Below are 24,315 nucleotides of genomic sequence, written 5' to 3'. Positions count from 1 at the left end.
ATATGATTGACGAAGCACTCGAACATCTCGTAAAGGGAATCGTTGATAACCCTGACGATGTCAATGTGAAGGAAAAGACTCATCGTCGAGGAACAACTCTCGAAGTACGTGTTAATCCTGAAGATATCGGCAAGGTGATTGGCCGTAATGGTCGTACAGCTAAGGCGCTACGCACAGTCGTAAGCGCGCTAGCAGGACGCACTGTTCGTGTTGATCTCATCGATACCGACGAGGTTCGCTAACTTTTACACCCATGAAATTAAACGTGGGCCGCATTGGTAAAGCTCACGGGATTTTAGGTGAAGCGACAATCGAAGTTCGCACTGACGAAGCTGAAGATCGCTTTGCTATTGGTGCAGTCTTAGAGACAGATAGCCATGGTGAATTAACTGTGGTTTCTGCCCGCGTTCACAATGGAATTCTTCTCCTTGGCTTCCAAGGAATTGAGGACCGCAATTCGATTGAAGCGCTGCGCAATGAACTTCTCTATGCCGAAGTTGATATCGCAGCGCCAGGAATTGATGAAGATGACTATCACGTCTTACAACTTGTTGGCTGCACCGCCTATCTCGTTGACGGAGATGAATTCGGAGTTGTCACCGATGTTTTGAACTTGCCGGGTCAAGATGTCTTAGCAATAAAGAGCGCTGACGGCGAAGTACTGATTCCATTTGTCCGTCAATTGGTTCCGGTTGTCGATATTAATGCTAAGCGAATGACGGTAATCCCACCTGATATCGATGGAAGTATGCAATGAAAATAGATGTCATTTCCATATTTCCTGAGTATCTATCACCGCTGAAACTATCCCTACTCGGCAAAGCTCAAAGCTCAGGTCTACTTGAGATTGAAGTTCATGATCTGCGCGCTCTGAGTACCGATAATCACAACACTGTTGATGACACCCCCTACGGTGGAGGCGCCGGCATGGTGATGTTGCCGGAAGTGTGGGGAAAGACCCTTGATCCATTGATGAGTGAGAATACAGATCTCATCATCCTCACTCCAGCAGGTCGTCGCTTTACTCAAAAAATAGCTCAGGAATTCTCAACTGCAGCGCACTTAGTCTTCGCATGTGGCCGCTATGAAGGAATAGATGATCGGGTTCGTCAGTATTATTCAACGCAAGAATTTAAGAATCGCAATATTCGCGTTCATGAAATCTCCATTGGTGACTATGTTCTAGGTGGTGGAGAAGTTGCGTCGATGGTCATGATTGAGGCCGTTACACGACTCATACCAGGAGTGCTCGGTAACCCAGAGTCTTTGTCGGAAGAATCACATAAATTTGAGGGCTACCTCGAATATCCAAACTTTACCAAGCCACAAGAATGGCGAGGTATCTCGGTACCAGAGATATTACTCAGCGGAAATCACGCAGAAATTGCAAAGTGGCGAAGCCAACAGGCAGAAAAACGTGCAAAAGATAATCTTTAACTCGAAAGTAATGGCACTTCTGCCTTACTCTTAGCCCATGAGTGAAGAGTCAGCAAAGATCCAGTCTCGCTTAATTCGCGACCTAGAGCCTATTGTTGCAGTTGAACTCGAGCGACATATTTCAGTTCAGAAGAATTGGTACCCACATGAGTATGTCCCATGGTCTGAAGGACGCGATTATGCGGGTCCACTTAATGGAGATGCCTGGGAAGCGAAAGATTCTCGCTTGACTCCTGTCGCGCAAGATTCACTCGTACTCAATTTACTGACAGAAGATAATTTGCCGAGTTATCACACCGAGATATCAATCTCGATGGGCCGTGATGGCGCATGGGGTAATTGGATCGAACGTTGGACGGCAGAAGAAGCACGCCATGCGATTGTTATTCGTGACTACCTGATGGCTACTCGTGGCGTTGACCCTTATGAACTCGAAGATCTTCGGATGGCTCATATGTCACTCGGATATCAGACTCCATATGAGAACGATATGTTGCACACGATTGCCTACGTCTCCTTCCAAGAGTTAGCAACACGTATTTCACACCGCAATACTGGAAAAATTTCAGAGGATTCGATTGCCGAAGGAATGATGCAGCGAATAGCGCTGGATGAGAATCTTCATATGCTTTTCTATCGCAATACTCTTTCTGCAGCACTTGATATGGAACCTAACGCTGCAATGCGCGCCATTACAGATGTAGTAACAAACTTTGATATGCCAGGGGCAAACATGCCGGGCTTTGGACGAAAAGCTGTGCAGATTGCGCTGGCTGGAATCTATGATCTGCAGCAACACCTCGATGATGTGATTGCTCCCGTTCTGCGGGCTTGGAATGTATTTGAAAGAACCGATCTTTCCGGTGATGGAATTAAGGCTCGTGATGAACTTCAGGCCTTCATGGATGAGACATATAAAGCGGCTTCCGTATTTAACGATAAGCGCGAAGTTCACTTCGAGCGTCAAATCGCGCGCGGTATTGCACCGATTCGCATCACTAACTGACTCTGAAATAAGATAGGCGCCATGTCGCGCACATATTTGGTTGAGACCTACGGGTGTCAGATGAATGTGCACGACTCAGAACGCATCGCTGGTCTGCTAGATGAAGCAGGACATATTCCTGTTATTCCCGGTGAACAAGCTGACATTGTGGTCTTTAATACCTGTGCGGTTCGCGAGAATGCTGATAATAAGCTCTATGGAAATCTAAGCTTCCTAGCGCCGATTAAGAAGAAGAATCCTGCGATGCAGATTGCCGTTGGCGGATGTTTGGCGCAGAAGGATCAATCGATTATCCTTAAAAAAGCGCCATATGTGGATGTAGTTTTTGGGACACACAATGTGGGCTCCTTGCCGCTTCTACTTGAGCGTGCTCGTATCGAAGAAGAGTCTCAGATTGAAATATTGGAATCACTTGAGCATTTTCCTTCTACGCTACCTGCTCGCAGATTCTCGGCCTTCACTTCGTGGGTCTCAATCTCCGTTGGATGCAATAACACCTGCACCTTCTGTATCGTTCCGGCGCTTCGCGGAATAGAGAAAGATCGTGCAGCGGCAGATGTGCTCAAAGAGATGCAGATGCTGGTGGACCAAGGTGTTATCGAAATTACTCTGCTCGGACAGAATGTGAACGCCTATGGTGTTGAATTTGGTGATCGCGGCGCCTTTGCCAAACTCTTACGTGATGCTGGCAAGATCCAGGGGCTAGAACGAGTTCGTTTTATGTCCCCTCATCCTCGTGATTTCACCGATGATGTCATTGAGGCGATGGCCCAGACTAAGAATGTTATGCCGCACCTACATATGCCGTTGCAATCAGGCTCAGATTCCATTTTGCAATCTATGCGCCGGTCATATCGCACCGATAAGTATCTCGGAATTCTTGAACGGGTACGAGCATCTATTCCACAAGCGATGATTACAACTGACATCATTGTTGGCTTTCCAGGTGAAAGTGAAACAGATTTTCAGGGGACCTTGGACATCACAACACAGGCGCGATTTGCCGCGGCCTATACATATAAGTATTCAATTCGTCCTGGTACACCTGCAGGAGTTATGCCAAACCAAGTGCCGCAGGAGATTGTGGGAGAGAGATATACCCGCTTGCATGAGCACCAACAGAAAATCTCGCTCTCAGTCAATGAAGAATCTATTGGCTCAACGCATCGTGTGATGGTCTCTGAAGTTGAGGGTCGACGAGATGAGTCTCGCTCTCGCATGACCGGAAAATCGGAAGATTTCAGGCTTGTGCACTTCGATGCCGATACTGATGCCCGCCCCGGTGATTTTGTTGATGTTCACATTACCGAAGCATCGGCGCACTATCTGATCGGAAGCGCAGTGTCAGTAATGCGCACACGTGGGGGAGATGCCCATGCGGCAAAGTCCGCGCCAGCTTCAACATCGCTAGGAATTCCAAAGGTTCGTACTTCGTGAAAGTAATTGTCATTTGTGGTGCCACTGCAACGGGTAAGAGTGAAATGGCGCTAGATGTTGCAGAGCAGATAGGCGCCGAAATTATCAATGCCGACTCGATGCAGCTATATACGGGTATGGATATTGGTACGGCAAAGCTAAGTGTTGCGCAGCGCCGTGGTATTCCTCATCATCTACTCGATGTTCTGAGCGTGAAGCAGGATTCCACTGTTGCTTGGTATCAACAGTTGGCGCGCGAACAAATAAGTGAGATTCATTCACGCAATCAACATGTGGTGATAGTTGGAGGGACCGGGCTCTATATCAAGGCCGTTCTAGATGACCTCAACTTTCCAGATACCAGCCCGGAAGTGCGAGCACGACTGGAGTCTGAGGCAGAAGAGTTTGGATCAGATTCACTTTTCACGCGTTTGCAAGAGTTAGATCCGGCAGCAGCGTTGGCTATTGATCGAGCAAATACTCGTCGGATTATTCGTGCCCTTGAAGTGATTGAAATTACTGGAAAGCCATTTACCGCAAATCTTCCAAGAGAAGATAGCTCGAGATTTCCAGATGCGCTGCAATTTGGCCTAGTCATGGAGCGCGAGCATCTTGGAGAGCGGATTGATCTTCGGGTTGAGAAAATGTGGGAGCAAGGTTTCCTTGTAGAAGTTGATGCACTCATTGCAGAAGGAATTCTTCAAGGGTCAACTGCTCAACGAGCCTTGGGATATTCAGCCCTGATTGCAATGCGCGCCGGACAGATGACGGAAGCGGAAGCTAAGGAAGAGACAAAGCGCTCCACTCGCCAATATGCACGCCGGCAAGAGACCTGGTTCTCACGCGATACCCGGATTCAGTGGATAGCACCTCATCAACCTCGCCTGGAAACCATAATGCAGAAGATAAACTCATAGCGTCATGTCGAATTCAATGATTGCCACATATGGACACGGAACTGAGAATGATTTTGTCATTCTCTTTGACCCAGATAATCAACGCGAGATCTCATCTCACCAAATAGCTGCAATCTGCAATCGTAAGACTGGCATCGGTGCCGATGGATTTATTCGCATTCTAAAAAATGGCAAGCAGTGGTTTATGGATTACCACAACGCCGATGGCTCACTTGCGGAGATGTGCGGTAATGGAATTCGGGTGATGGCCAAGTACCTAGTCACACATGAGCATCAGCCTGAAGGAATCTTTGCCATTGATACCCGGGCTGGAATCAAGCACCTTCGCGTTCCACGTGATGGCGATATCTCGGTCAATATGGGTCATGTGACAGATGAGATGGAAGAAATCTCGGTCACACACAATGGGCATACCTGGAGTGGCTACAACATCAATGTAGGAAATCCACATGCAGTGGTCTTCGTCGATGATCTCGAGCAAGTGGGCTCACTAGAAGTAGCACCGCTGGTTGCACCGGCATCGTCTTATCCTGAAGGCGTCAATGTTGAATTTGTTCAGTTACTTCCAGATAAAGAAGCACGTATGCGCGTGCATGAACGCGGTAGCGGTGAGACACGATCTTGTGGAACTGGTACCTGCGCAGTCGCGTTAGCAGCATCCATGAAGACGGGCGTCTCGCTGCCATCGCGATGGACAATTTTCCCACCAGGAGGTCGCCTCATTGTCGATATTGATAACCATTCAAATGCGACCTTGATTGGACCGGCAGAGCTCATCAGCGAACATGACATCTCTTCCTACCTCAATTCATGACTACCTCCGAGGACGGCTACGACAAACTTTTCGAAGATCTACTGCGAGAGAGCGCACGAGCCGCCGCCGACTTTGATTCTGATGAGACCGAGTATGAAGAAAATGAACAGCAGGAACTTTCCGATCGAAATGCACTTCGACGGGTCAAAAGCTTCTCCACAGAACTCCAAGATATTTCTGATGCCGAATACCGTCAATTACAACTTGAACGGGTAGTACTCGTTGGTGTGTGGACCGAAGGCACTGCTGAGATGGCAGATAATTCCTTAGCTGAGTTGAAGGCACTTGCAGAGACTGCTGGTTCGGAAGTGATGGAAGGACTCATTCAACGCCGAGATAAACCTGATCCATCTACCTATATCGGTTCCGGAAAGTTAATTGAGCTACGACAAATTGTTATCGCAACAGGGGCCGATACCGTTGTATGCGACGGCGAACTTTCACCTTCGCAGCTTCGCACCTTAGAAGAGAAACTTAAGGTGAAGGTTGTTGATCGGGTTGCGCTAATCCTTGATATTTTTGCCCAACATGCAAAGAGTAAAGAAGGCAAGGCGCAAGTTGAGTTAGCCCAGATTGCCTATCTTCTTCCGCGACTTCGTGGATGGGGAGATTCCCTCTCTCGTCAGGTCGGCGGACGCGCAGCAGGTGGCGCCGGTATTGGCGGTAGAGGTCCCGGTGAAACCAAGATTGAGACCGATCGCAGACGTATCCGCGACAAGATGGCCAAGCTTCGACGTGAAATCGCTGAGATGAAAACTTCTCGCGACACAAAGCGACAAGAGCGCAAGCGAAATAACATCCCATCGGTTGCTATCGCTGGTTATACAAATGCTGGAAAATCTTCACTTCTTAATGCGCTCACCGGTGCGGGAGTGTTGGTAGAAAACGCGCTCTTTGCAACCCTTGATCCCACGGTTCGTAAGTGCGAAACAGCCGAAGGGCGCATCTACACACTCTCAGACACCGTCGGTTTTGTTCGCCATTTGCCGCATCAGCTCATCGATGCCTTTAAATCAACTCTGGAAGAGGTGTCAGGCTCAGATCTGATTGTGCATGTAGTAGATGGATCTCACACAGACCCCTTTGAACAGATTCGCGCGGTACGCGAAGTCATTACTGAAATTGGTGGGGCACACATCCCAGAAATTATCGCTATTAACAAGGTCGATATTGCAGATCCTGCTGTTGTCCTTGAAATATTGCGAAAAGAACCCAATAGCTATGCCTTCTCCGTCCGTTCCGGATTTGGAATGGAGGGACTTATTCGTGCAATCGAAAAATCTCTTCCTCATCCAAGTGTCGAGATAACAGCGGTAATTCCATATAGCCGAGGCGATCTAGTTTCTGCCGTCCATGAACAGGGCGAAATTCTGAGTGAAGAACATCTACCTGAGGGAACTTCGATTCATGCCTACGTTGATGCCGGGCTAGCGATGGCCATTGCCAAAGCGGAAGAAATCGCCGCCTCTACCCAGGAATAAAACCGACACGCCGGGGGTTGTATCGGCTAGATAGCGGGTAATGCGCGACTATTCGCGCAGGTAGCGGACCAATCGTTCGCACAAAGATGATGGAAGCGAGGTGAGATCAGTGGCAACAGATTACGACACACCCAGAAAAACCGACGAGGAGCTTCACGAGGAATCGTTAGAAGAACTCAAAGCAAAGCGAGTAGATGCACAATCCGGACAGATTGATGTTGATGAAGCAGAAGCTGCAGAGACTCTTGAACTTCCTGGAGCAGACCTCTCAGGTGAAAAACTTGCCGTGCGAGTGGTGCCAGTACAGACAGATGAATTCACATGCTCTAAATGTTTCCTCATTCACCACATCACTCAATTAGCAAAGGGTGAAGGCGCGAAAGCTATTTGTAAAGAGTGCTCTTAAGCTCTTTCCCTTTTTTGCAACTAACAAGCCAATAAGGTGTGGGATCACGCGGATCGTTGAGCGTAATCTTCACACCTGTTGACATCCAAAACTTAATTGCCAAGAAGGCGGCAGGATCAGCATCGCGTGTGCGCAGCAGTCTCATAGCGTTCTTATCTAGAATTTCAACGCCTGCTAGATATTTGACTCCTATATGAGCTTTCCCGATTACCAACTCATCCTGGGTAACTCTGACTTCACTCTTTGCCGTCACGGCAATGGCAAGAAGTGCAATGGTCAGAGCGATGAAGGTGACCAGCGCGCTTAAATTGCCCAGCGCGGCCCAGACTGCGATGACTAAAGATAGAAACATGAAGTAGATGAAGGCTAAGAGCCAAAGTGGGGGACGTATCACTTCTTTAAAGAGCATGAGCCCTAGGCTATCTCTTACTTAATCAAGTAACCTTGCGCCATGAGTCGCGTTGCATCCACTACGCCGCCTGAGGGCTCGGTGATTCCAGAGCGTCATCCGCTCTCACCTTCAACAGGTGCCCAGATACCTTCACACTTTGCACATTGCTTCGGCTGCGGTGAACTTCACCCCACCGGACTACATCTTGTTGCTCATGTCGGTAAAGGTGCAGATATCACTGCCGAATTCACTGTCTCGGAAAATCATCAAGGGGCTCCTGGTCTGGCACATGGTGGACTCTTATCACTTGCCTTCGATGAAGCTCTAGGAAAATTGATGTGGCTTCTTCGCGCCCCGGCCGTTACTGCTCGCCTGGAAACAGATTTTCTAAAGCCTGTGCCGATTGGAACCGTTCTGCATATTTCTGCTCGGATCACGGGCCAAGTAAATAGAAAAGTGTATTCAGAGGCGGTTGGGCGACTAGGGGGAATTGATGGCGAAATTGCAGTGCGTGCAGCCGCACTCTTTGTCATCGTGCCGATGAAGCATTTCTTAGAGAGTGCTCCGGCAGAATATTTGGCAGCACTTCGCAAAAACCCACAACTTTTCGCCTTTGTAGATCCTGAGTTTGATATCAATCCATGAGTAATTTTCAGGTCTTAATTAAGAGACTAGATCCTGATCTGCCTCTTCCAAATTACTCTAAAGGTGGAGATGCGGGTGCCGATATCGTCTCCCGGATTGACATCACCTTGCAGCCGGGGGAGCGAGCATTGGTGCCTACTGGAATTTCCATCGCACTTCCTGATGGTTATGTTGCACTGGTCCACCCACGCTCTGGCTTAGCAATTAAACATGGAGTCACGATGGTCAATGCCCCAGGCACCGTCGATGCTGGATTTCGCGGAGAACTGCAATGCATCTTGATTAATCATGATCCTCAAGAAAGTGTTAGTTTTAAACGAGGCGATCGCATTGCGCAATTGGTCTTTCAAAAAGTAGAACGTGCTGAATTCATTGAAGTTGATGTGTTGCCAGGCTCAGGTCGCGGCGAAGGTGGATTTGGATCAACTGGATCATGATGAGTAGCGATAATCAAATGAACTCGGCTGAAGATAGAGATAAGGTCATTTCCGCCTTTGGTGGCAAGAAGGGGCTGATTGATTCAGGTATTCCGGCAGTAATATTCTTGGTTATTTTCAATGTCACCAAAGATTTGCAGAGCGCACTCATAGCTTCAATTTCCATCTCGGCGCTTCTGACGGTTATTCGTTTAGCCAGGCGAGATACTCTTCAGCACGCTTTGAGTGGATTTATTGGCGTTCTTATCTGTGCCTGGTTTGCAAATAGAACTGGCAATGCAAGTGATCTCTATGTTCCTAAGTTGTTGACCAATCTTGGATATGGAAGCGTGTATCTGATTGCAAACCTCGTTGGTTGGCCAGTTCTTGGCCTGATGCTCGGGCCAATTTTGGGCGAAAACCTCTCATGGCGTAATCATCCAGAACGTAAGCGGGCTTATGTGCAGGCAAGCTGGCTCTGGGTAGCGATGTTCTTCACGCGAATTGCAGTGCAGTATCCAATTTATAGAAGCGGTAATGTCAATTTGCTAGGAACTGTCAATCTAGCGATGGGATATCCGTTCTTTTTCGCTACCGCATATGGTTCTTGGCTCATTATTCGCCGCGTTCCCACAGTTAAGCCTTAAGAACGAGCGATAAAACAATCTCTGATTTTATCTTCAGCTTGGGCTGAAGCAACAAAGAGCAATTCATCGCCAGCGATAAAGAGATCACTTGGCGTAGGCGAGATTACTCGTCCATCTCGCACGATGGCAGCGAGTGATGCATCTTCCGGAAGCTCTACTTCTTCAATTGTTTTTCCAATACAGATAGAAGAATCTGGCAGCGTGATTTCAACTAGGTTTGCCTGACCCTTTCTAAATGAGAACAGACGAACAACATCGCCAACGCTCACGGCCTCTTCAACAAGTGCGGAAATGATTCGCGGGGTAGATACCGCAACATCAACGCCCCAAGATTGATCAAAGAGCCATTCATTCTTTGGGTGATTGATTCGAGCGACAACTCGGGGAACTCCGTATTCAGTCTTGCCAAGAAGTGATGCGACAAGATTGACCTTGTCATCGCCGGTAGCGGCAACTAGTACCTGACAGTTATTTAATTGAGCATTATCAAGTGATGCAATCTCACAAGCATCTGCCATCAGCCACTCAGCATCAGGCACGGAATCAATCTTTAACGCTTTCGGATCGCGGTCTATCAGAAGAACCTGGTGGCCATTATCGAGAAGTTCGCGAGCAATTGCTCGTCCCACATTTCCGGCACCTGCAATAGCAATTCTCATTTCTTAGGCACCTGGGCCTTTCGATAACACTGCTTCAGCAATTGCCAATTGTGCATCGAGAATAGTCATGTGGACTAAGTCTCCATCTTGTAAAACGGTGTGCTCATCGGGGATGAGTGCTTCACCTAAACGGGTCAGGAAAGCCACGCGTGACTCTGTTGCTGTTTCAAGTTCAGAGATCGGACGACCGTACCAATTTAGATGTGGGTGCACCTCGAGTAATTGAACGGTGCCTGTGGCATCGCGCCATTCTGAACGAGCACCACCTGGCAAAATTCGACGAAGGATTTGATCACTTGCCCAAATAACTGTGGCAACTGTTGGAATACCTAAGCGCTGATAAATTTCAGCACGCCCTGGGTCATAAATACGAGCAACAACATTAGTGACGCCATAATTCTCGCGAGCAACGCGCGCAGCCAAAATATTTGAATTATCACCATTACTGACTGCAGCGAATGCATCAGCGCCATCAATTCCCGCTTCCAGCAAAGTGTCGCGATCAAAGCCAACGCCAACAACTGTGCGCCCCTTGAAATCTGCACCGAGACGACGGAAGGCGTCTTTTGATTGATCAATGATGGCTACTGAGTGTCCAGCTGCTTCCAGAGCGGTCGCCAAAGATGAACCGACTCGTCCGCAACCCATGATGACTACGTGCACAGGACTAACTTACTACTCTTGCGCATATTTATCTCGACTACGCTGAGCCCCATGTCATCACCCAAGAAAGCGTCCATCGAGGTCGGGGCACGATTAAGGGTCGAGATTGAAAAAGTCGCCCATGGCGGCCACTTCATTGCACGCCATGAGGGCGCCGTGATCTTTGTTCGACATGCAATTCCGGGTGAATCCGTTGAGATTGAAGTAACGAGCGTGGGTGCAAGCTTTAACCGAGCAGACGTAGTTGAAGTAATTACACCTTCGGCTGACCGCGTAACAGCACCGTGTAGATATGCACACAGGCTTGGCTGCGGTGGCTGCGATTTCCAACATATAACACCAGCACGCCAGCGAGATCTCAAGAGTGAAGTAATCTCAGAACAGTTTTCTAGAATTGCAAAGATGGAAATTGACGTTGAGGTAGAAGAGGTAAGTGCACCCCTGGGATGGCGAACTCGATGTTCGGCGCACTCAACCAAGAGCGGCGCCCTAGGTTTCTTTCAAGCACGTAGCCATAAAGTAACCCCAGTCGATGACTGCCGGATTCTCGTTCCGGAGATGAAATTTGCAGAGCTTGCCCAACGTGGAGTCAAAGGTGATCAACGGCTAGAGATCTCCATTTCCAACACTGGCGAACGCACAATCGCCACCGCAAACTCTCGGGATGAGTCACCGATGCGACTCTCTGATGGACCCGAGATTGCCCACTATCAGGTGGGAGATAAAGTCTTTAATGTAAGTCAGAAATCTTTTTGGCAAAGTCATAAAGATGCCCCCCGTGTACTCAGTGATGTGGTTGTCGAACTAGGTCAATTCCAAACCGGCGATCACGTGCTAGATCTCTATGGAGGAGTCGGTTTATTTGCAGCAGCCATTTTGCCAATCATTGGAGAAGCAGGCGCTGTTGATATCGTCGAGGGAAGTAAAGCTGCCACTGCCGATGCCAGTAGTAATTTCGCAGACAACAGCAATGTCACCGTGATTACCGCCGATGTAGCAAAAGCCATCACTCGATTTACGCAAGCTAATGTCATTGTTCTAGATCCACCGCGGGAGGGTGCTGGAAAAGAAGTACTGCAGAATTGTGCGCGGATTGCACCGCGTGTGATCATCTATGTGGCGTGCGACCCAGCGGCGCTGGCCCGGGACACCGGATATCTGCGTGAATTCGGATACACGCTAGAAAAAATACGCGCCTTCGACCTATTTCCCATGACACATCACATCGAATGTGTTGCCAGATTTGTTGCCGATAAGGTATCTTGATATCAAGATAAATTCACTGAAGGAAGTTGCGTGATGAGTAAGAATTCATTGGGAACCAAGAAAAATCTCACTGTCGGCGGTAAAGATTTTGAAATCTTTGATATCTCAGCGGTTGAAGGCGCCGCGAGTTTACCTTTCTCGCTCAAGATACTTTTAGAAAATTTACTACGCACTGAAGATGGTGCAAATATCACCATTGATCACATCAAGGCGCTGGCACAGTGGGACCCATCAGTCGAGCCAGATACTGAAATTCAATTCACCCCAGCACGCGTTGTGATGCAGGACTTCACAGGCGTTCCTTGTGTAGTCGACCTGGCCACTATGCGCGAGGCGATTGTCGATCTTGGGGGAGACCCAAGCAAGGTAAACCCATTAGCTCCAGCTGAATTGGTAATCGATCACTCTGTAATTGCAGATGTCTTCGGAACAAAAGATTCTTTTGAGAAGAACACAGATATTGAATATGAACGCAATCGTGAGCGCTACCGATTCTTGCGTTGGGGCCAGGGCGCCTTTGATGAATTTAAGGTAGTTCCGCCAGGAACGGGCATCGTTCACCAAGTAAATATTGAGTACCTAGCTCGCGTTGTCATGACCCGGACTATCAATGGCGTGCTCCGTGCATATCCAGACACCGTTGTAGGTACCGATTCACACACCACGATGGTCAATGGGCTTGGAGTTCTCGGTTGGGGCGTTGGCGGCATCGAAGCAGAAGCAGCGCTACTTGGTCAGCCAGTTTCAATGTTGATTCCACGCGTTGTCGGTTTCAAACTCTCTGGCCAGCTTCCTGTGGGCACAACTGCTACAGATATGGCGTTAACCATTACTGAGATGCTTCGCAAGCATGGAGTAGTTGGAAAATTTGTTGAGTTCTACGGTCCTGGCGTGGTCTCTGTCCCAATGGCCAACCGCACCACAATTGGAAATATGTCGCCCGAGTACGGATCAACGTGTGCGATTTTCCCTATCGATGAAGAGACCCTTCGCTACTTGCGACTTACTGGACGAAGTGATGAGCAAGTAGCTCTCGTGGAACAGTATGCAAAAGCACAGGGCATGTGGCATGACCCATCTATTTCACCGCGCTTTTCGGAAAATATTGAACTCGATCTTTCAAGTGTTGTTTCATCAATTGCTGGGCCAAAGCGCCCGCAAGATCGCATCTCACTTACCGACTCAAAGAGTGCATTTTCTAAGATTCTTCCAACCTATTTCACTGACAAGACTGGAAAAGAAGCGTATCCAGTGCATGTGGGTGCTAACGACACAACAATCAAAAATGGAGATGTGGTTATTGCATCGATTACATCGTGCACAAATACATCTAATCCTTCGGTCATGATTGGCGCGGCTCTTCTTGCCAAGAAAGCGGTAGAGAAGGGGCTGACATCTAAGCCATGGGTGAAAACCACTTTGGCTCCTGGTTCAAAGGTCGTTACTGATTACTACGATCGCTCTGGACTTACCAAATACATGGAAGCACTTGGATTCAACCTTGTTGGCTACGGATGCGTGACCTGTATTGGAAACTCCGGACCGCTGCCTATTGAAATAAGCAAGGCGGTCAATGAGAACGATCTTGCAGTCTCTGCGGTGCTTTCCGGAAATAGAAACTTTGAAGGGCGCATTAGCCCAGATGTGAAGATGAATTACCTAGCTTCACCACCACTGGTAGTTGCCTACGCACTAGCTGGAACCATGAACCATGATTTTGAGAAAGATTCCTTGGGTATGGATAAAGAGGGGAAGCCAGTTCTTCTTAAAGACATCTGGCCAACTGAAGCAGAGATTCAATCAGTCATTGACTCTTCAATTTCCTCTGAGATGTTTACCAAGGATTATGCATCTGTCTTTGAAGGCGATCATCGTTGGAAGTCACTTGATACTCCAACTGGAAAGACATTTGATTGGGATCCGAAATCAACTTACGTCCGCAAGCCGCCATATTTCGATGGCATGCCAGCGCAGCCAAAACCGGTAACAGATATAGCAGGAGCACGAGTCCTAGCAATTCTGGGCGACTCTGTGACAACTGATCACATTTCACCTGCTGGAAATATCAAGGCTGATTCACCTGCCGGTAAATATCTGGAAGAGAACGGCGTGGAGCGTAAAGATTTCAACTCTTACGGCTCCAGACGTGGAAATCACGAAGTAATGATTCGTGGAACCTTTGCCAATATCCGTCTAAAGAACACACTTCTAGATGGAGTCGAAGGTGGATTTACTCGCAACTTCTTAGCAGATGGCGCGCAATCAACTATTTATGATGCATCTGTTGCCTATCAAGCAGCTGGAGTTCCACTCGTAATTCTTGCTGGCAAAGAGTATGGATCAGGTTCTTCTCGTGACTGGGCGGCAAAGGGAACAGCGCTACTTGGTGTACGAGCAGTGATTGCGGAAAGCTTCGAAAGAATTCACCGCTCTAACTTAATTGGCATGGGAGTTCTTCCGCTTCAATTTATTGATGGACAGAGCGCGCTATCACTTGGTATCAAAGGCGATGAAGTCTTTGCCATCACAGGAGTGGTAGCACTTAACAACGGCCAGGTTCCAAAGGAAGTCACCGTCACAGCGGGGGATATCACCTTCACAACAAAGGTGAGAATCGATACACCGGGCGAGGCAGATTATTATCGCCACGGCGGCATCATGCAGTATGTGCTGCGCCAACTGCGTGGCTAATCTAGACTGGGCCGATGCTTGAAACGATAAAGAGCCCAGCCGATCTTCAAGGGCTCTCCTATGAGCAGCTGACTGAACTCAGCGCTGAGATTCGTCAATTTCTTATTACCAAAGTTTCAAAGACTGGTGGCCACCTTGGACCCAATCTTGGCGTTGTGGAACTCACGATTGCAATCCACCGGATATTTGATTCTCCAAAAGATGTAGTTCTCTTTGATACCGGTCATCAATCATACGTTCACAAAATTCTTACCGGGCGCGCTGATCGATTCGATGGCCTGCGCCAACGTGGCGGAATAGCCGGTTATCCCAACCGCGCTGAGAGTGAACACGATGTGATTGAAAATTCACATGCCTCTACCGCACTCTCGTGGGGCGATGGAATTTCTCGTGGATTTGCCATCACCAATCAAATCGATCGCAGCGTGGTAGTAGTTGTAGGTGACGGTGCACTTACTGGCGGAATGTCATGGGAAGCCCTTAATAACATTGCAGCGTCAAATGATCGAAATCTTGTCGTTATTGTCAATGACAATGAGCGTTCTTACTCACCAACTATCGGCGGACTAGCCACATATCTGGCAACTCTTCGGGTGACTCGTGGCTATGAGAAGTTCCTCGATTGGGGCAAAGAGGTACTAACAAAGACCCCGGTTGTTGGAAATCCAATTTATGAAACTCTTCACGGAATGAAGAAGGGGATCAAAGACATCATTGCGCCACAAGGAATGTTTGAAGATCTTGGTCTTAAATATGTTGGCCCTATTGATGGACATGATTTAGTTGCGATGGAGCGGGCGCTGACCCAGGCAAAAGAGTTTGGTCAACCAGTATTAGTTCATGTGATTACTGAAAAAGGTAAGGGTCATCAACCTGCCATTGAAGATCAGGCTGAGAAGTTCCACGCCGTGGGCGTTGTTGATCCCGAGACCGGAACTCCTTTGGGCAAGTCAACAACCAGCTGGACCAATATTTTTTCTGAGGAGATGCTCGCAGTCGGTGACGAGCGCGAGGATATTGTTGCCCTCACAGCGGCAATGCTCGGGCCTACTGGCCTAGATAAGTTCCAAGAGAAGTTTCCGATGCGCACTATCGATGTGGGAATAGCTGAACAACATGCTGTCACCAGCGCAGCCGGACTGGCATTTACCGGTCTTCACCCTGTCATTGCTGTGTATTCAACATTTCTCAATCGCGCCTTTGATCAACTCTTACTCGATGTTGCACTCCACAAGGCCGGTGTCACTTTTGTACTCGATCGTTCTGGAGTTACCGGCGATGATGGACCTTCTCATCACGGAATCTGGGATCTAGCACTCACCGGAATCATTCCAACAATGCGGGTAGCCGCACCGCGCGATGCCTCACGACTACGTGAAACTTTGCGCGAAGCACTCGAAGTCAGTGATGCACCTACTGCAATTCGTTTTCCCAAAGGTGCAGTCACCAAAGACATTCCGGCCTTTGAGCGACGCGATGGTGTGGATGTGCTCTACCGAGGAGAAAGCGCCGACGTACTTCTTGTCAGTATCGGTGCCATGGCCGCAATTGCGGTGGAAGCCGCCTCACAGGCATACCGTGAAGGTGTGGGTGTGACAGTTATTGATCCGCGCTGGGTGAAACCAATTCCAGAGTCACTTATTACTATGGCACGTCGCTATAAGAGCGTTGTTGTTCTAGAAGATGGCATCAAGCGCGCCGGAATCGCAAGTTCAATCTCGGAAGCATTTCGTGAGGCGGGCCTGAACGTTGCAATTCATAGCATTGGCATTCCGCTTGAGTTTATTGAGCACTCAAAGCGATCAGAGATACTTGATGACCTTGGAATTAACGCCCAGAAGATTTCACGCGACATCGTCGCATGGAACTCTACTGTGGAAGAGATGCAATTCCCGGAGCATGAAAACGTTGACCGCACACAGAATCGCTAATTCCTTCGCGATCTAAGTACGGCAAAATTCCACCTAAGTGCATCGGCCAACCGGCTCCCATCAACATGCAGAGATCAATCTCTGCCGGGCTTGAAACCACACCTTCATCAAGCATCATCCGCGCTTCTTCCGCTAACGCTTTGAGTGCACGCAGTCGAACTTGTTCAGCTGTTGATGGCGCATCACCTTTGTGAACCAGGGCAAGAGCTGCCGGGTTGGCGCTAAATGTGCCATCGTCGTTTTTGAGATAGAAAGTCTTTACGCCTTCTTTGACCATTGCCTGCATTGTGGGGGAGATGCGATATCGCGGTCCTAGATTTGCATGCAGTGTTTCGGCAACGTGTACAGCAACTCCCGGACCAACAAGACCTAACAATTCAAAGGGCGACATAGGAAAGCCGATGCTGCGCATCGCATTATCAGCTACCTGTGGATCAGTTCCCTCATCAACTGCGTCGGTGATTTCTCCCATGAAGCGTGTGAGTAGACGGTTAACGACAAAGCCCGGAGCATCTTTGCAAATAATCATCGTCTTTTTCAATTCTTTGCCAATACTGACGGCAGTTGCAGTAGTTGCATCATCAGTATGGGTTGTGCGAGCGATTTCAAGAAGAGGCATTACCGCAACTGGATTAAAGAAGTGGAAACCAACTACTCGTTCTGGATGTTCTAACCCTTCGCTCATGGCTTGAACTGATAGAGATGAGGTATTTGTGGCCAGCACGCATTCTGGTCCAACAATCTTCTCCAATTTTTTGAAGAGCTCTTGCTTCAGTGTTAGCTCTTCAAAAATTGCTTCGATGACAAAGTCACAACCAGCAAAGACGTTTTGATCTGCAGAACCGCTAATCAGCAAGGCAAGACGCGCGACAGATTCTGCGCTCATGCGCTTCTTCTCGACCAACTTAGTTAATTCAGCCTTTACCCACGCCACACCTTTATCAGCGCGCGCTTGGTCAATATCGGTCATGACAACGGGACATTTAAGGTTACGAAGAAGCAGCAACGCTAGTTGGGAGGCCATCAGACCAGCACCGACAACTCCTACTCGAGCAACCTTTCGTGCTAGCGCTGGTTTTGGTGCTCCTTCCACCTTCTTGCGCTTCTTTTGAATGACATTAAAGGCATAGAGAGAGGCACGTAATGGATCTGACATCGTCAGATCTGCCAGCGCTTGATCTTCGGCATCAAAACCAGCACCACGGGAATTGGTTTTGGCAGCTTTGATGAGCTCTAGCGCCTTTGTAGGAGATGCCATTTCTGCGCCACCATATTTCTTCAACGCAGTTGCGCGACCAGCAGAAAGTGCAGCATCCCAAGCCGGGTCTGCTGAATAATCTTTTCGCTCAATTTTTTGCGCTCCATTTAATATGCGAGCTGCAAAGGAGACTGATTTTTCTAAGAAATCTGCCGGTTCATAGACGGCATCAACAACACCGAGTGCCAGTGCATCCTTTGCTTTCATCATGGTGTTGTTATTAAGTGAATTACCAATAATCACCTGCACCGCACGCTCTGGACCAATGAGCTTAGGAAGAATGGTGGCACCGCCCCAACCTGGAACGAGTCCGAGGAATACTTCTGGTAACGCGGTGAAAGCGGTGCTGGCAAGTGTGCGGTAATTACAGTGCAGTGCTATCTCGAGCCCGCCACCAAGGGCTAGTCCATTAACGAATGCGAATGTTGGAATTCCAATCTCATCTAAACGCCGAAAAACATCATGGCCCAGCTTGCCAATGGCCACTGCTTGCTCGCGGGTATTAAGAAATGCCAGGCCTGAAAGGTCAGCGCCAGCAGCGAAGATAAATGGCTTTCCAATAATTGCAATCGCAGCAGGTGTACGAGCGGCGGCATCAGCGATCGCAGCATCTAAGGCCATCAGTGATTGTGGTCCGAGGGTGTTGGGGCGAGTGTGATCGAGTCCGTTATCAAGTGTGATTAAGGCAAGTGAACCCTTAAAGCCAAATGGTGTGAGATCCACATCGCGCACTAGCGATTGGGTAATGACTTCTTCCGGTGCACCTTCCGGAAGGGTAATTGCGGTAGCCATTACTTAGTCCCTCCTGTGTAATGTGGATTTTCCCAAATAACAGTTCCACCCATTCCTAAACCAATACACATCGTAGTAATTCCATAACGAACATCTGTTTTCTCTTCAAATGTGCGAGCTAAATTAAGCATCAGGCGCACACCTGATGAGGCAAGTGGATGGCCAACAGCGATGGCGCCCCCGTAAGGATTCACACGCGGATCATCATCTGCAATTCCAAAGTGATCTAGAAATGCCAGTACTTGCACGGCAAATGCTTCATTGACTTCAAAGGCTCCAATATCTTCAATCTTAAGTCCAGCTTTATTAAGTGCTTTGATCGTTGCTGGAACCGGTCCATATCCCATTACTTCTGGCTCAACGCCGGCAAAGGCGAAAGTGACAAGCCGGGCCTTAATGGAAAGTCCAAGTTCTTTTGCTTTAGCTTCACTTGCGAGCAACGCAGCAGTAGCACCATCGTTGAGACCAGATGAGTTTCCGGCAGTGACGCGACCTGCTGGGCGGAACGGAGTTTTCAGTCCAGCTAGACCTTCAATAGTTGTTGTGGGGCGAGGTGATTCATCAACAGTTGCAATACCCCAACCTGTCTCAGGATGACGGGCCGCCGTTGGTATGAGATCCCGCTGAATCTTTCCATCTGCATATGCCTTGGCAGTTTTCATCTGAGAATTAAAGGCATAGGTATCTGCCCGCTCTTTTGTTAAATGTGGGAAGCGATCATGCAAGCGTTCTGCCGTTGCTCCCATGGCAAGTGCATCTTGTTCCACCAGCTTCTCAGCTAGGTAACGCGGATTAGGATCCATGAGTTCACCCATTGGATGATTTCCCATATGTTCAACACCGCCAGCGATTGCAATATCTATTGCGCCCATCGCAATAGCGCCGGCAACTGTTGTGGTTGCAGTCAGTGCACCGGCGCACCAGCGGTCGATGGAGTAGCCAGGAACAGTTTTCGGAAGGCCAGCAAGGAGGGAGGCGCTGCGACCAATATTCATTCCTTGATCACCAGTCTGGGTTGCCGCCGCGATGGCAACATCGTCAATGAGTTCGGGGGAGAGTTGGGGATTGCGCTCGAGTAGCCCGCGCATCGCTCGCACCATTAAGTCATCTGCGCGAGTTCCTGAATACATGCTGCCCGCTTTTCCAAATGGAGTGCGCACTGCATCAACGAGGACAACGCTATGGAGCTGGGATGTCATAGAACTTCCTTTATCTGGTGAGTATGAAGCTAGGTTACTCGCCAGTAGAAAAAAGCGCTACGCGTTGGCGGGAGTATTTACCTTCTTGGCAGGGGCGAGGTAGAACCTCAGCGTCAAGCCAATGTAGGTGAGCCATCCGGCTAGTTGTAGCCATGATGTTGTGGTGTCAAAGCCGATAGTTCCGGCCAAGAGCCCGGCAACGAGTGACTCCTTTGGCATCCATGAAGTGACATCCCAGACGAATGCATCGGGGGCCGGCAGAATTCCAAACTCTTGGAACTCATGAATTCCGTAGGAAAGAACTCCAGCTGCAACAACTACGAGAGCCACACCAGAGTAAGTGAAGAACTTTCCGAGATTGAGTTTGATAGAACTCTTATAGATCCCTATTCCAAGTCCTACAGCGAGCGCCAGCCCGAGCACTAAGCCAAGAGTTGCAGTCGATACTGCTCCTGCGGTTTTAAAGTTAGTGTATAAAAACAGTGATGTTTCCAGACCTTCTCTAGCAACAGCGAAGAACGCTGCAAGTGCGAGTGCGAGAGAACCCGCACCAATCGCTGATTCCGCCTTGTTCTGCAGTTCATTACGAAGTCCACGAGCAGCACGCTTCATCCAGAAGATCATCCAGGTTACAAAACCAACAGCTATGAAAGAGGTTGTTCCCGCAAAAAGCTCTTCCCCGCGTGATGAAAGTTCAGTTGAGGTATAGGACAGGAACGCGCCAAAGGCGAGACTGGCCACGATCGCAACTGCCACACCACTCCAGAGTGCGCGCAGATGGCGCTGGCGCCCAGTCTTGACTAGGTAGGCAACCAAAATACCGACGATGAGTGAAGCTTCTAGCCCTTCGCGAAGGGCGATGATGAATGTACTGAGCATGGAATGAGAATAATTGACTCCCCATATTTACGCAACTCTTATGTTGCGTAATTCATCACTCTTCAGCCGACTCCGAAGTGGCTTCAGCCTCGGGCAGCTCCAGGGCGACGGTCTCCAAAAGGGCTGCCTCAAGGACGGGAGCAGCTATCTCGGCCTGCCAGCGACGGGCACCGAGCGCTTGCAAGGCCTCCAGCACAGAGCTGTCTAGGGGAGGCGACCAACAGATGCGGCGCACGAGTTCCGGGCTAATCAGATTCTCAAGCGGGATCGAAAGCTCCTCGGCCTTAGCAGCAAGGTTAAAGCGAGCATGTGAAAGCGGGATGAATTTTTCAGGAAAACGTTCGCGCCAGAGTTTAATCGGCGGCAAGGTATCGCTTTTAGAACGTGCTTCTGGCCACTGATCTTCTGGCAACTCCATTGCTGTGGTGATTGAGGTAATCCATATGGCTGCATTCTCTAACCAGCGCGCTCGCAATCCGAGCGGGCGCAAGATCTTCTCCAGATGTTTGCGATTAGTAATAGGTGACTTCTCGGCATTCTGCGCCAATTCAGTAATCGCGGCATCTGATAACAATCGACTTGGTGAGACATCTGCGCCCCGCGCAATCTCATCCCGCGCCTGCCATAACTCACGCACTATCGCCATCTGCAGTCGCTTCTTAATTTTGTGCATTCCAGAAGTGCGACGCCATGGATCGATACGAGGGGCCGGCGCAGGAGCAGAAATGATTGCAGCAAAATCTTCCTCGGCCCATTCCCATTTCTTTGCATCAACTAAGAGTGCATGGACTTTATCCCTCAGCTCTATCAGAAGTTCCACATCAAGTGCTGCGTAGTTAAGCCATTCTTCCGGCAATGGGCGCTTAGACCAATCAGCTGCCGAATGTTCTTTGGCTAGTGATACTCCCATCAGTGATTCTAAAAGTGGCCCTAGACCAACGCGAGCAAGGCCAGCAATACGTCCGCCAAGTTCGGTATCAAAGAGAATTTGTGGATTTATGCCTAATTCACGCAGGCAAGGTAGATCTTGCGTGCTTGCATGCAAAATAACTTCTTCATCTGCAATCAAATTATTGAGTTCGGCAAAACAACGATGATCAGGACCAAATGGAATAGGGTCGATCAGATGTAATCCGCCCCCTGTGCGTTTTATCTGAATCAAATATGCGCGCGCACTGTATTTAAAACCAGAGGCACGTTCGGCATCAAATGCATATGGTCCGACCCCTTGCGCAAGTGCGGCTAGCGCCGCATCAAAGGCTTGCTCGGTTTCGATGATTGCTGGAACTCCTTCTGCGGGATGCAGTAAGGCGATAGCGGCCGGCGTCTGTTCTTCTTCAGGCACGACGTCTTGCGGAACCAATTGTGGCAACACCTTCTGGAAGCGGTGGCAATCCGGCGACTTCCGTCATGAGATTGCACCAGGCCTGCACGTGGGGAAAGATTTCTTCAATCTGAGAAAGAAGTGGAGTCCACGAAGCTCTGATCTCAATTTCGGAATCGCTATTGCGAGGAGATAACTTTCCAAAGGAGGCGCTGGAAACTCGAGTGACGGTTCCACTCGGTGCGTTGAATTGCGCGCCCGTTGCACCTAAGCAATCAAGTAACCAGTTCCAGCCAACTTCAGGAAGTAGTGGGTCTTCTTGCATTTCGCTATCAACGTCGGCTCGCATAAAAGTAACGCAGCGAAAGTCACCTTCCCAGGTTTCTTGTCCACCTGGTTCGTGTAAGACCACAAAGCGGCCTGATGCAATTTCATTCTCGGCATCACCTGTAAGGCCATTTGAAATATCTGCTGTGAATGCAAATGAGTATGTGGCCAATTTCTGTGGCGCCGGAACTTCCTCCAGAATAATCTCTGCTCGAGGAGTGAAGGTACGAAGAAGTTCAATCATTTCATTAAAGGCAATTGGCGACTTCACTGCTCAATTCTAAAGTTTGTCCTGCGGTTTACCGGGGAGGCTAAGCCGATAGCCCGGTAGAGTCTGCCCTCATGGCCAGCATCCTCGCTCTCTTCTCGAGCGTTTTATGGGGAAGTGCCGATTATCACGCTGGCAGATTAAGTAAGAAATTTCCAACGATCGCAGTTCTAGCCGTTACTCAGGCAATTGGCTTTATTACTGGTGTCGTACTCGTTCTTGTCAGTCGCAGTTGGGATGCAGAGCCATTCGGAAGCGGGGGATATTTACTACCTGGAATGTGTGCCGGCATTTTTGGTTATCTCGGACTCATTTGTTTGTATGCCGGACTTTCAACTGGCCGCATGGGAGTTGTTTCACCCATTAGCTCCCTGAGCGCACTGATTCCTCTTGGCTACGCGCTCTTCGTTAAAGGTGATCAGCTATCTACGATTGTCAGTATTGGAGTATTCATTGCCATGCTCGGTGGATTCCTGGCAAGTGGTCCGGAAGTTTCGCAAGGTCTTCCTTTAAAGCCAGTCCTCTTAGCCTTAAGCGCAGCGGTCTTCTTCGGTAGCGCACTGGTCTGTATGGCAATTGGTTCCGAGAGCAGTGCGCTGATGACCATGACAACGATGCGCACTACGACCCTGCTTGTTGGGATCACACTCTTTCTTCGTTATCGCCACGTTGGTGGATTAGGTAAGCCTGAACTACCAGTGCTCATCTTTATTGGAGTTGCAGACTTTGCGGCGAATTTGCTGTTGGGGGTTGCGACAACCAAGGGGTTAGTCTCTATTGCAATGGTGCTTGGTGCGCTCTATCCGATAGCGACCTCGTTACTGGCCTTCTTATTTCTTCATGAGAGATTACACAAGGTTCAGTATTTCGGAATAATCTTTGCAGTCCTAGGAGTTTGTATTATCTCCGTCTTTTAATTACCTCGATGCTGAGATGAATCTCGTCCCATCGATTACTTTCTCTTTCCGTGTTGTGAAGACTTCCAATAGCGCATCAATATCGACTCTCATTTCTCCACCGGTGACGCTGGTAATACTCAGTTCTAGTTGGTCAATTTGACCGGCGGCAATGAGTTCACTGATCATTGTTGCCCCGGCTTCAACATGAATACGAGGCCCAAAAGTCTCTATTGCTTTCACTAGCCCGGCTACCGGTGAAAGGTTCCATAGGTGGGCCAGTGGATTACTCGCTAATGGATTATCTAGTTGATGTGAAATCACCACTACCGGAACTGGTGTGCGAAGGTATGGCTCAGTACGCGCAGTGTTGCCACCGATGAAGATGCAATCAGCTAATCTGCGATGTTCAAGAAATTGCGCGCGATCGGCGCCACTGGTGACCCCCTGCGAAGTGCCGCCTTTTGTGGTCGAGCCATCTGCGCCTACTACCAGCGTTGCGATCACAGCCATGAGCGGAGAATATTCTTTTTCTCACACGATTATCATGGATATTCCACGCTTAAAATTGAAAATCAGCGATGAG

25 protein-coding genes are annotated in these 24,315 nt (G+C 49.0%); 16 read left to right on the top strand and 9 right to left on the bottom strand.

Annotation, left to right across the window (positions count from 1 at the left end):
- Positions 1-2 precede the first annotated feature (2 nt).
- The 9 genes from A1sIIB76_RS04060 (at position 3) to A1sIIB76_RS04020 (ending at position 7,477) form a co-directional block, all read left to right on the top strand.
- The gene (locus tag A1sIIB76_RS04060) at positions 3-242 is read left to right on the top strand and encodes an RNA-binding protein (protein WP_095674948.1); all 240 of its coding nucleotides are present in this window, start codon (positions 3-5) and stop codon (positions 240-242) included.
- 11 nt (positions 243-253) lie between these two features.
- Positions 254-757, top strand: coding sequence for a ribosome maturation factor RimM (gene rimM, locus A1sIIB76_RS04055; protein ID WP_095697070.1), 504 nt, complete (start codon positions 254-256; stop codon positions 755-757).
- Complete coding sequence (trmD, locus tag A1sIIB76_RS04050) at positions 754-1,437, top strand: tRNA (guanosine(37)-N1)-methyltransferase TrmD (protein ID WP_095697069.1); 684 nt, start codon at positions 754-756, stop codon at positions 1,435-1,437. The genes rimM and trmD overlap by 4 nt, the downstream gene beginning before the upstream one ends.
- Before the next feature lie 37 nt (positions 1,438-1,474).
- Positions 1,475-2,443 (top strand): acyl-ACP desaturase, encoded by a 969-nt coding sequence (locus tag A1sIIB76_RS04045; protein ID WP_095674945.1) that lies wholly within the window; start codon positions 1,475-1,477, stop codon positions 2,441-2,443.
- 21 nt (positions 2,444-2,464) lie between these two features.
- Positions 2,465-3,880, top strand: a complete 1,416-nt coding sequence (gene miaB / locus A1sIIB76_RS04040) for a tRNA (N6-isopentenyl adenosine(37)-C2)-methylthiotransferase MiaB (protein WP_095684814.1) — start codon at positions 2,465-2,467, stop codon at positions 3,878-3,880.
- Positions 3,877-4,776, top strand: coding sequence for a tRNA (adenosine(37)-N6)-dimethylallyltransferase MiaA (gene miaA / locus A1sIIB76_RS04035; RefSeq protein WP_095684813.1), 900 nt, complete (start codon positions 3,877-3,879; stop codon positions 4,774-4,776). The genes miaB and miaA overlap by 4 nt, the downstream gene beginning before the upstream one ends.
- 4 nt (positions 4,777-4,780) lie before the next feature.
- Entirely contained in the window at positions 4,781-5,590 is an 810-nt protein-coding gene (dapF, locus tag A1sIIB76_RS04030) for a diaminopimelate epimerase (RefSeq protein WP_223298122.1), read from the top strand.
- The gene (hflX, locus tag A1sIIB76_RS04025) at positions 5,587-7,071 is read left to right on the top strand and encodes a GTPase HflX (RefSeq protein WP_095674941.1); all 1,485 of its coding nucleotides are present in this window, start codon (positions 5,587-5,589) and stop codon (positions 7,069-7,071) included. The genes dapF and hflX overlap by 4 nt, the downstream gene beginning before the upstream one ends.
- Before the next feature lie 109 nt (positions 7,072-7,180).
- Positions 7,181-7,477 carry a DUF4193 domain-containing protein gene (locus A1sIIB76_RS04020; protein WP_095674940.1) on the top strand — a complete coding sequence of 99 codons (297 nt, stop codon included), beginning with the start codon at positions 7,181-7,183 and terminating at the stop codon, positions 7,475-7,477.
- Here the strand turns inward: A1sIIB76_RS04020 and A1sIIB76_RS04015 are convergent.
- Positions 7,455-7,886: a DUF3093 domain-containing protein gene (locus A1sIIB76_RS04015; protein ID WP_095684812.1), complete on the bottom strand. Its 432-nt coding sequence runs from the start codon at positions 7,884-7,886 to the stop codon at positions 7,455-7,457. The genes A1sIIB76_RS04020 and A1sIIB76_RS04015 overlap by 23 nt on opposite strands.
- Positions 7,887-7,928: 42 nt before the next feature.
- On the opposite strand from A1sIIB76_RS04015, the gene A1sIIB76_RS04010 reads away from it, so the two are divergent.
- From A1sIIB76_RS04010 to A1sIIB76_RS04000, 3 genes are read left to right on the top strand one after another with little or no spacing between them, the layout of a single operon-like run.
- Entirely contained in the window at positions 7,929-8,513 is a 585-nt protein-coding gene (locus A1sIIB76_RS04010; RefSeq protein ID WP_095684811.1) for a PaaI family thioesterase, read from the top strand.
- On the top strand, positions 8,510-8,950 hold the full coding sequence (gene dut, locus A1sIIB76_RS04005) for a dUTP diphosphatase (RefSeq protein ID WP_095684810.1): 441 nt from the start codon (positions 8,510-8,512) through the stop codon (positions 8,948-8,950). The genes A1sIIB76_RS04010 and dut overlap by 4 nt, the downstream gene beginning before the upstream one ends.
- Complete coding sequence (locus A1sIIB76_RS04000; RefSeq protein WP_223298121.1) at positions 8,947-9,576, top strand: DUF3159 domain-containing protein; 630 nt, start codon at positions 8,947-8,949, stop codon at positions 9,574-9,576. The genes dut and A1sIIB76_RS04000 overlap by 4 nt, the downstream gene beginning before the upstream one ends.
- Here A1sIIB76_RS04000 and A1sIIB76_RS03995 read toward each other — a convergent pair.
- Both A1sIIB76_RS03995 and A1sIIB76_RS03990 read right to left on the bottom strand, forming a co-directional pair.
- Entirely contained in the window at positions 9,573-10,235 is a 663-nt protein-coding gene (locus A1sIIB76_RS03995) for a potassium channel family protein (RefSeq protein WP_095674936.1), read from the bottom strand. The two genes, A1sIIB76_RS04000 and A1sIIB76_RS03995, sit on opposite strands and share 4 nt — an antisense overlap.
- Before the next feature lie 3 nt (positions 10,236-10,238).
- Positions 10,239-10,898, bottom strand: coding sequence for a potassium channel family protein (locus A1sIIB76_RS03990; RefSeq protein WP_095684809.1), 660 nt, complete (start codon positions 10,896-10,898; stop codon positions 10,239-10,241).
- A 51-nt stretch (positions 10,899-10,949) separates the two neighbouring features.
- Between A1sIIB76_RS03990 and A1sIIB76_RS03985 the strand changes: the two genes are divergently transcribed.
- From A1sIIB76_RS03985 to dxs, 3 genes are read left to right on the top strand one after another with little or no spacing between them, the layout of a single operon-like run.
- Positions 10,950-12,164, top strand: coding sequence for a class I SAM-dependent RNA methyltransferase (locus A1sIIB76_RS03985; protein WP_095684808.1), 1,215 nt, complete (start codon positions 10,950-10,952; stop codon positions 12,162-12,164).
- A gap of 33 nt (positions 12,165-12,197) precedes the next feature.
- On the top strand, positions 12,198-14,855 hold the full coding sequence (gene acnA, locus A1sIIB76_RS03980) for an aconitate hydratase AcnA (RefSeq protein WP_095684807.1): 2,658 nt from the start codon (positions 12,198-12,200) through the stop codon (positions 14,853-14,855).
- A gap of 14 nt (positions 14,856-14,869) precedes the next feature.
- On the top strand, positions 14,870-16,786 hold the full coding sequence (gene dxs, locus A1sIIB76_RS03975) for a 1-deoxy-D-xylulose-5-phosphate synthase (RefSeq protein ID WP_095684806.1): 1,917 nt from the start codon (positions 14,870-14,872) through the stop codon (positions 16,784-16,786).
- Here dxs and A1sIIB76_RS03970 read toward each other — a convergent pair.
- From A1sIIB76_RS03970 to A1sIIB76_RS03950, 5 genes are read right to left on the bottom strand one after another with little or no spacing between them, the layout of a single operon-like run.
- Positions 16,725-18,836 (bottom strand): 3-hydroxyacyl-CoA dehydrogenase NAD-binding domain-containing protein, encoded by a 2,112-nt coding sequence (locus A1sIIB76_RS03970; RefSeq protein ID WP_095684805.1) that lies wholly within the window; start codon positions 18,834-18,836, stop codon positions 16,725-16,727. The genes dxs and A1sIIB76_RS03970 overlap by 62 nt on opposite strands.
- The gene (locus tag A1sIIB76_RS03965) at positions 18,836-20,035 is read right to left on the bottom strand and encodes a thiolase family protein (RefSeq protein WP_095684804.1); all 1,200 of its coding nucleotides are present in this window, start codon (positions 20,033-20,035) and stop codon (positions 18,836-18,838) included. The genes A1sIIB76_RS03970 and A1sIIB76_RS03965 overlap by 1 nt, the downstream gene beginning before the upstream one ends.
- Positions 20,036-20,092: 57 nt before the next feature.
- Positions 20,093-20,914, bottom strand: a complete 822-nt coding sequence (gene efeU / locus A1sIIB76_RS03960; RefSeq protein ID WP_095684803.1) for an iron uptake transporter permease EfeU — start codon at positions 20,912-20,914, stop codon at positions 20,093-20,095.
- Between the two features lie 55 nt (positions 20,915-20,969).
- Complete coding sequence (locus A1sIIB76_RS03955) at positions 20,970-22,259, bottom strand: HRDC domain-containing protein (protein WP_223298120.1); 1,290 nt, start codon at positions 22,257-22,259, stop codon at positions 20,970-20,972.
- Complete coding sequence (locus A1sIIB76_RS03950; protein WP_223298119.1) at positions 22,252-22,836, bottom strand: DUF3000 domain-containing protein; 585 nt, start codon at positions 22,834-22,836, stop codon at positions 22,252-22,254. The genes A1sIIB76_RS03955 and A1sIIB76_RS03950 overlap by 8 nt, the downstream gene beginning before the upstream one ends.
- A gap of 71 nt (positions 22,837-22,907) precedes the next feature.
- Here A1sIIB76_RS03950 and A1sIIB76_RS03945 point away from each other — a divergent pair, with 71 nt between their 5' ends.
- Positions 22,908-23,750, top strand: a complete 843-nt coding sequence (locus tag A1sIIB76_RS03945; protein WP_095684802.1) for a DMT family transporter — start codon at positions 22,908-22,910, stop codon at positions 23,748-23,750.
- Here A1sIIB76_RS03945 and A1sIIB76_RS03940 read toward each other — a convergent pair whose 3' ends face one another.
- Positions 23,751-24,242 carry a dihydrofolate reductase family protein gene (locus tag A1sIIB76_RS03940; RefSeq protein WP_095684801.1) on the bottom strand — a complete coding sequence of 164 codons (492 nt, stop codon included), beginning with the start codon at positions 24,240-24,242 and terminating at the stop codon, positions 23,751-23,753.
- Positions 24,243-24,315 lie beyond the last annotated feature (73 nt).

Origin of the sequence: Candidatus Planktophila versatilis, from assembly GCF_002288265.1 — a bacterium.
GTDB lineage: Bacteria > Actinomycetota > Actinomycetes > Nanopelagicales > Nanopelagicaceae > Planktophila > Planktophila versatilis.
The sequence above is the reverse complement of the archived record's forward strand: the minus strand, read 5'-3'. Positions and strand labels throughout refer to the sequence as shown.

Coding starts and splice junctions, on each gene's coding strand:
- A1sIIB76_RS04060 (WP_095674948.1), top strand. CDS start 3: ATGATTGACGAAGCACTCGAACATCTCGTAAAGGGAATCGTTGATAAC.
- rimM (WP_095697070.1), top strand. CDS start 254: ATGAAATTAAACGTGGGCCGCATTGGTAAAGCTCACGGGATTTTAGGT.
- trmD (WP_095697069.1), top strand. CDS start 754: ATGAAAATAGATGTCATTTCCATATTTCCTGAGTATCTATCACCGCTG.
- A1sIIB76_RS04045 (WP_095674945.1), top strand. CDS start 1,475: ATGAGTGAAGAGTCAGCAAAGATCCAGTCTCGCTTAATTCGCGACCTA.
- miaB (WP_095684814.1), top strand. CDS start 2,465: ATGTCGCGCACATATTTGGTTGAGACCTACGGGTGTCAGATGAATGTG.
- dapF (WP_223298122.1), top strand. CDS start 4,781: ATGTCGAATTCAATGATTGCCACATATGGACACGGAACTGAGAATGAT.
- hflX (WP_095674941.1), top strand. CDS start 5,587: ATGACTACCTCCGAGGACGGCTACGACAAACTTTTCGAAGATCTACTG.
- A1sIIB76_RS04015 (WP_095684812.1), bottom strand. CDS start 7,886: ATGCTCTTTAAAGAAGTGATACGTCCCCCACTTTGGCTCTTAGCCTTC.
- A1sIIB76_RS04010 (WP_095684811.1), top strand. CDS start 7,929: ATGAGTCGCGTTGCATCCACTACGCCGCCTGAGGGCTCGGTGATTCCA.
- dut (WP_095684810.1), top strand. CDS start 8,510: ATGAGTAATTTTCAGGTCTTAATTAAGAGACTAGATCCTGATCTGCCT.
- A1sIIB76_RS04000 (WP_223298121.1), top strand. CDS start 8,947: ATGATGAGTAGCGATAATCAAATGAACTCGGCTGAAGATAGAGATAAG.
- A1sIIB76_RS03995 (WP_095674936.1), bottom strand. CDS start 10,235: ATGAGAATTGCTATTGCAGGTGCCGGAAATGTGGGACGAGCAATTGCT.
- A1sIIB76_RS03985 (WP_095684808.1), top strand. CDS start 10,950: ATGTCATCACCCAAGAAAGCGTCCATCGAGGTCGGGGCACGATTAAGG.
- acnA (WP_095684807.1), top strand. CDS start 12,198: ATGAGTAAGAATTCATTGGGAACCAAGAAAAATCTCACTGTCGGCGGT.
- dxs (WP_095684806.1), top strand. CDS start 14,870: ATGCTTGAAACGATAAAGAGCCCAGCCGATCTTCAAGGGCTCTCCTAT.
- A1sIIB76_RS03970 (WP_095684805.1), bottom strand. CDS start 18,836: ATGGCTACCGCAATTACCCTTCCGGAAGGTGCACCGGAAGAAGTCATT.
- A1sIIB76_RS03965 (WP_095684804.1), bottom strand. CDS start 20,035: ATGACATCCCAGCTCCATAGCGTTGTCCTCGTTGATGCAGTGCGCACT.
- efeU (WP_095684803.1), bottom strand. CDS start 20,914: ATGCTCAGTACATTCATCATCGCCCTTCGCGAAGGGCTAGAAGCTTCA.
- A1sIIB76_RS03945 (WP_095684802.1), top strand. CDS start 22,908: ATGGCCAGCATCCTCGCTCTCTTCTCGAGCGTTTTATGGGGAAGTGCC.
- A1sIIB76_RS03940 (WP_095684801.1), bottom strand. CDS start 24,242: ATGGCTGTGATCGCAACGCTGGTAGTAGGCGCAGATGGCTCGACCACA.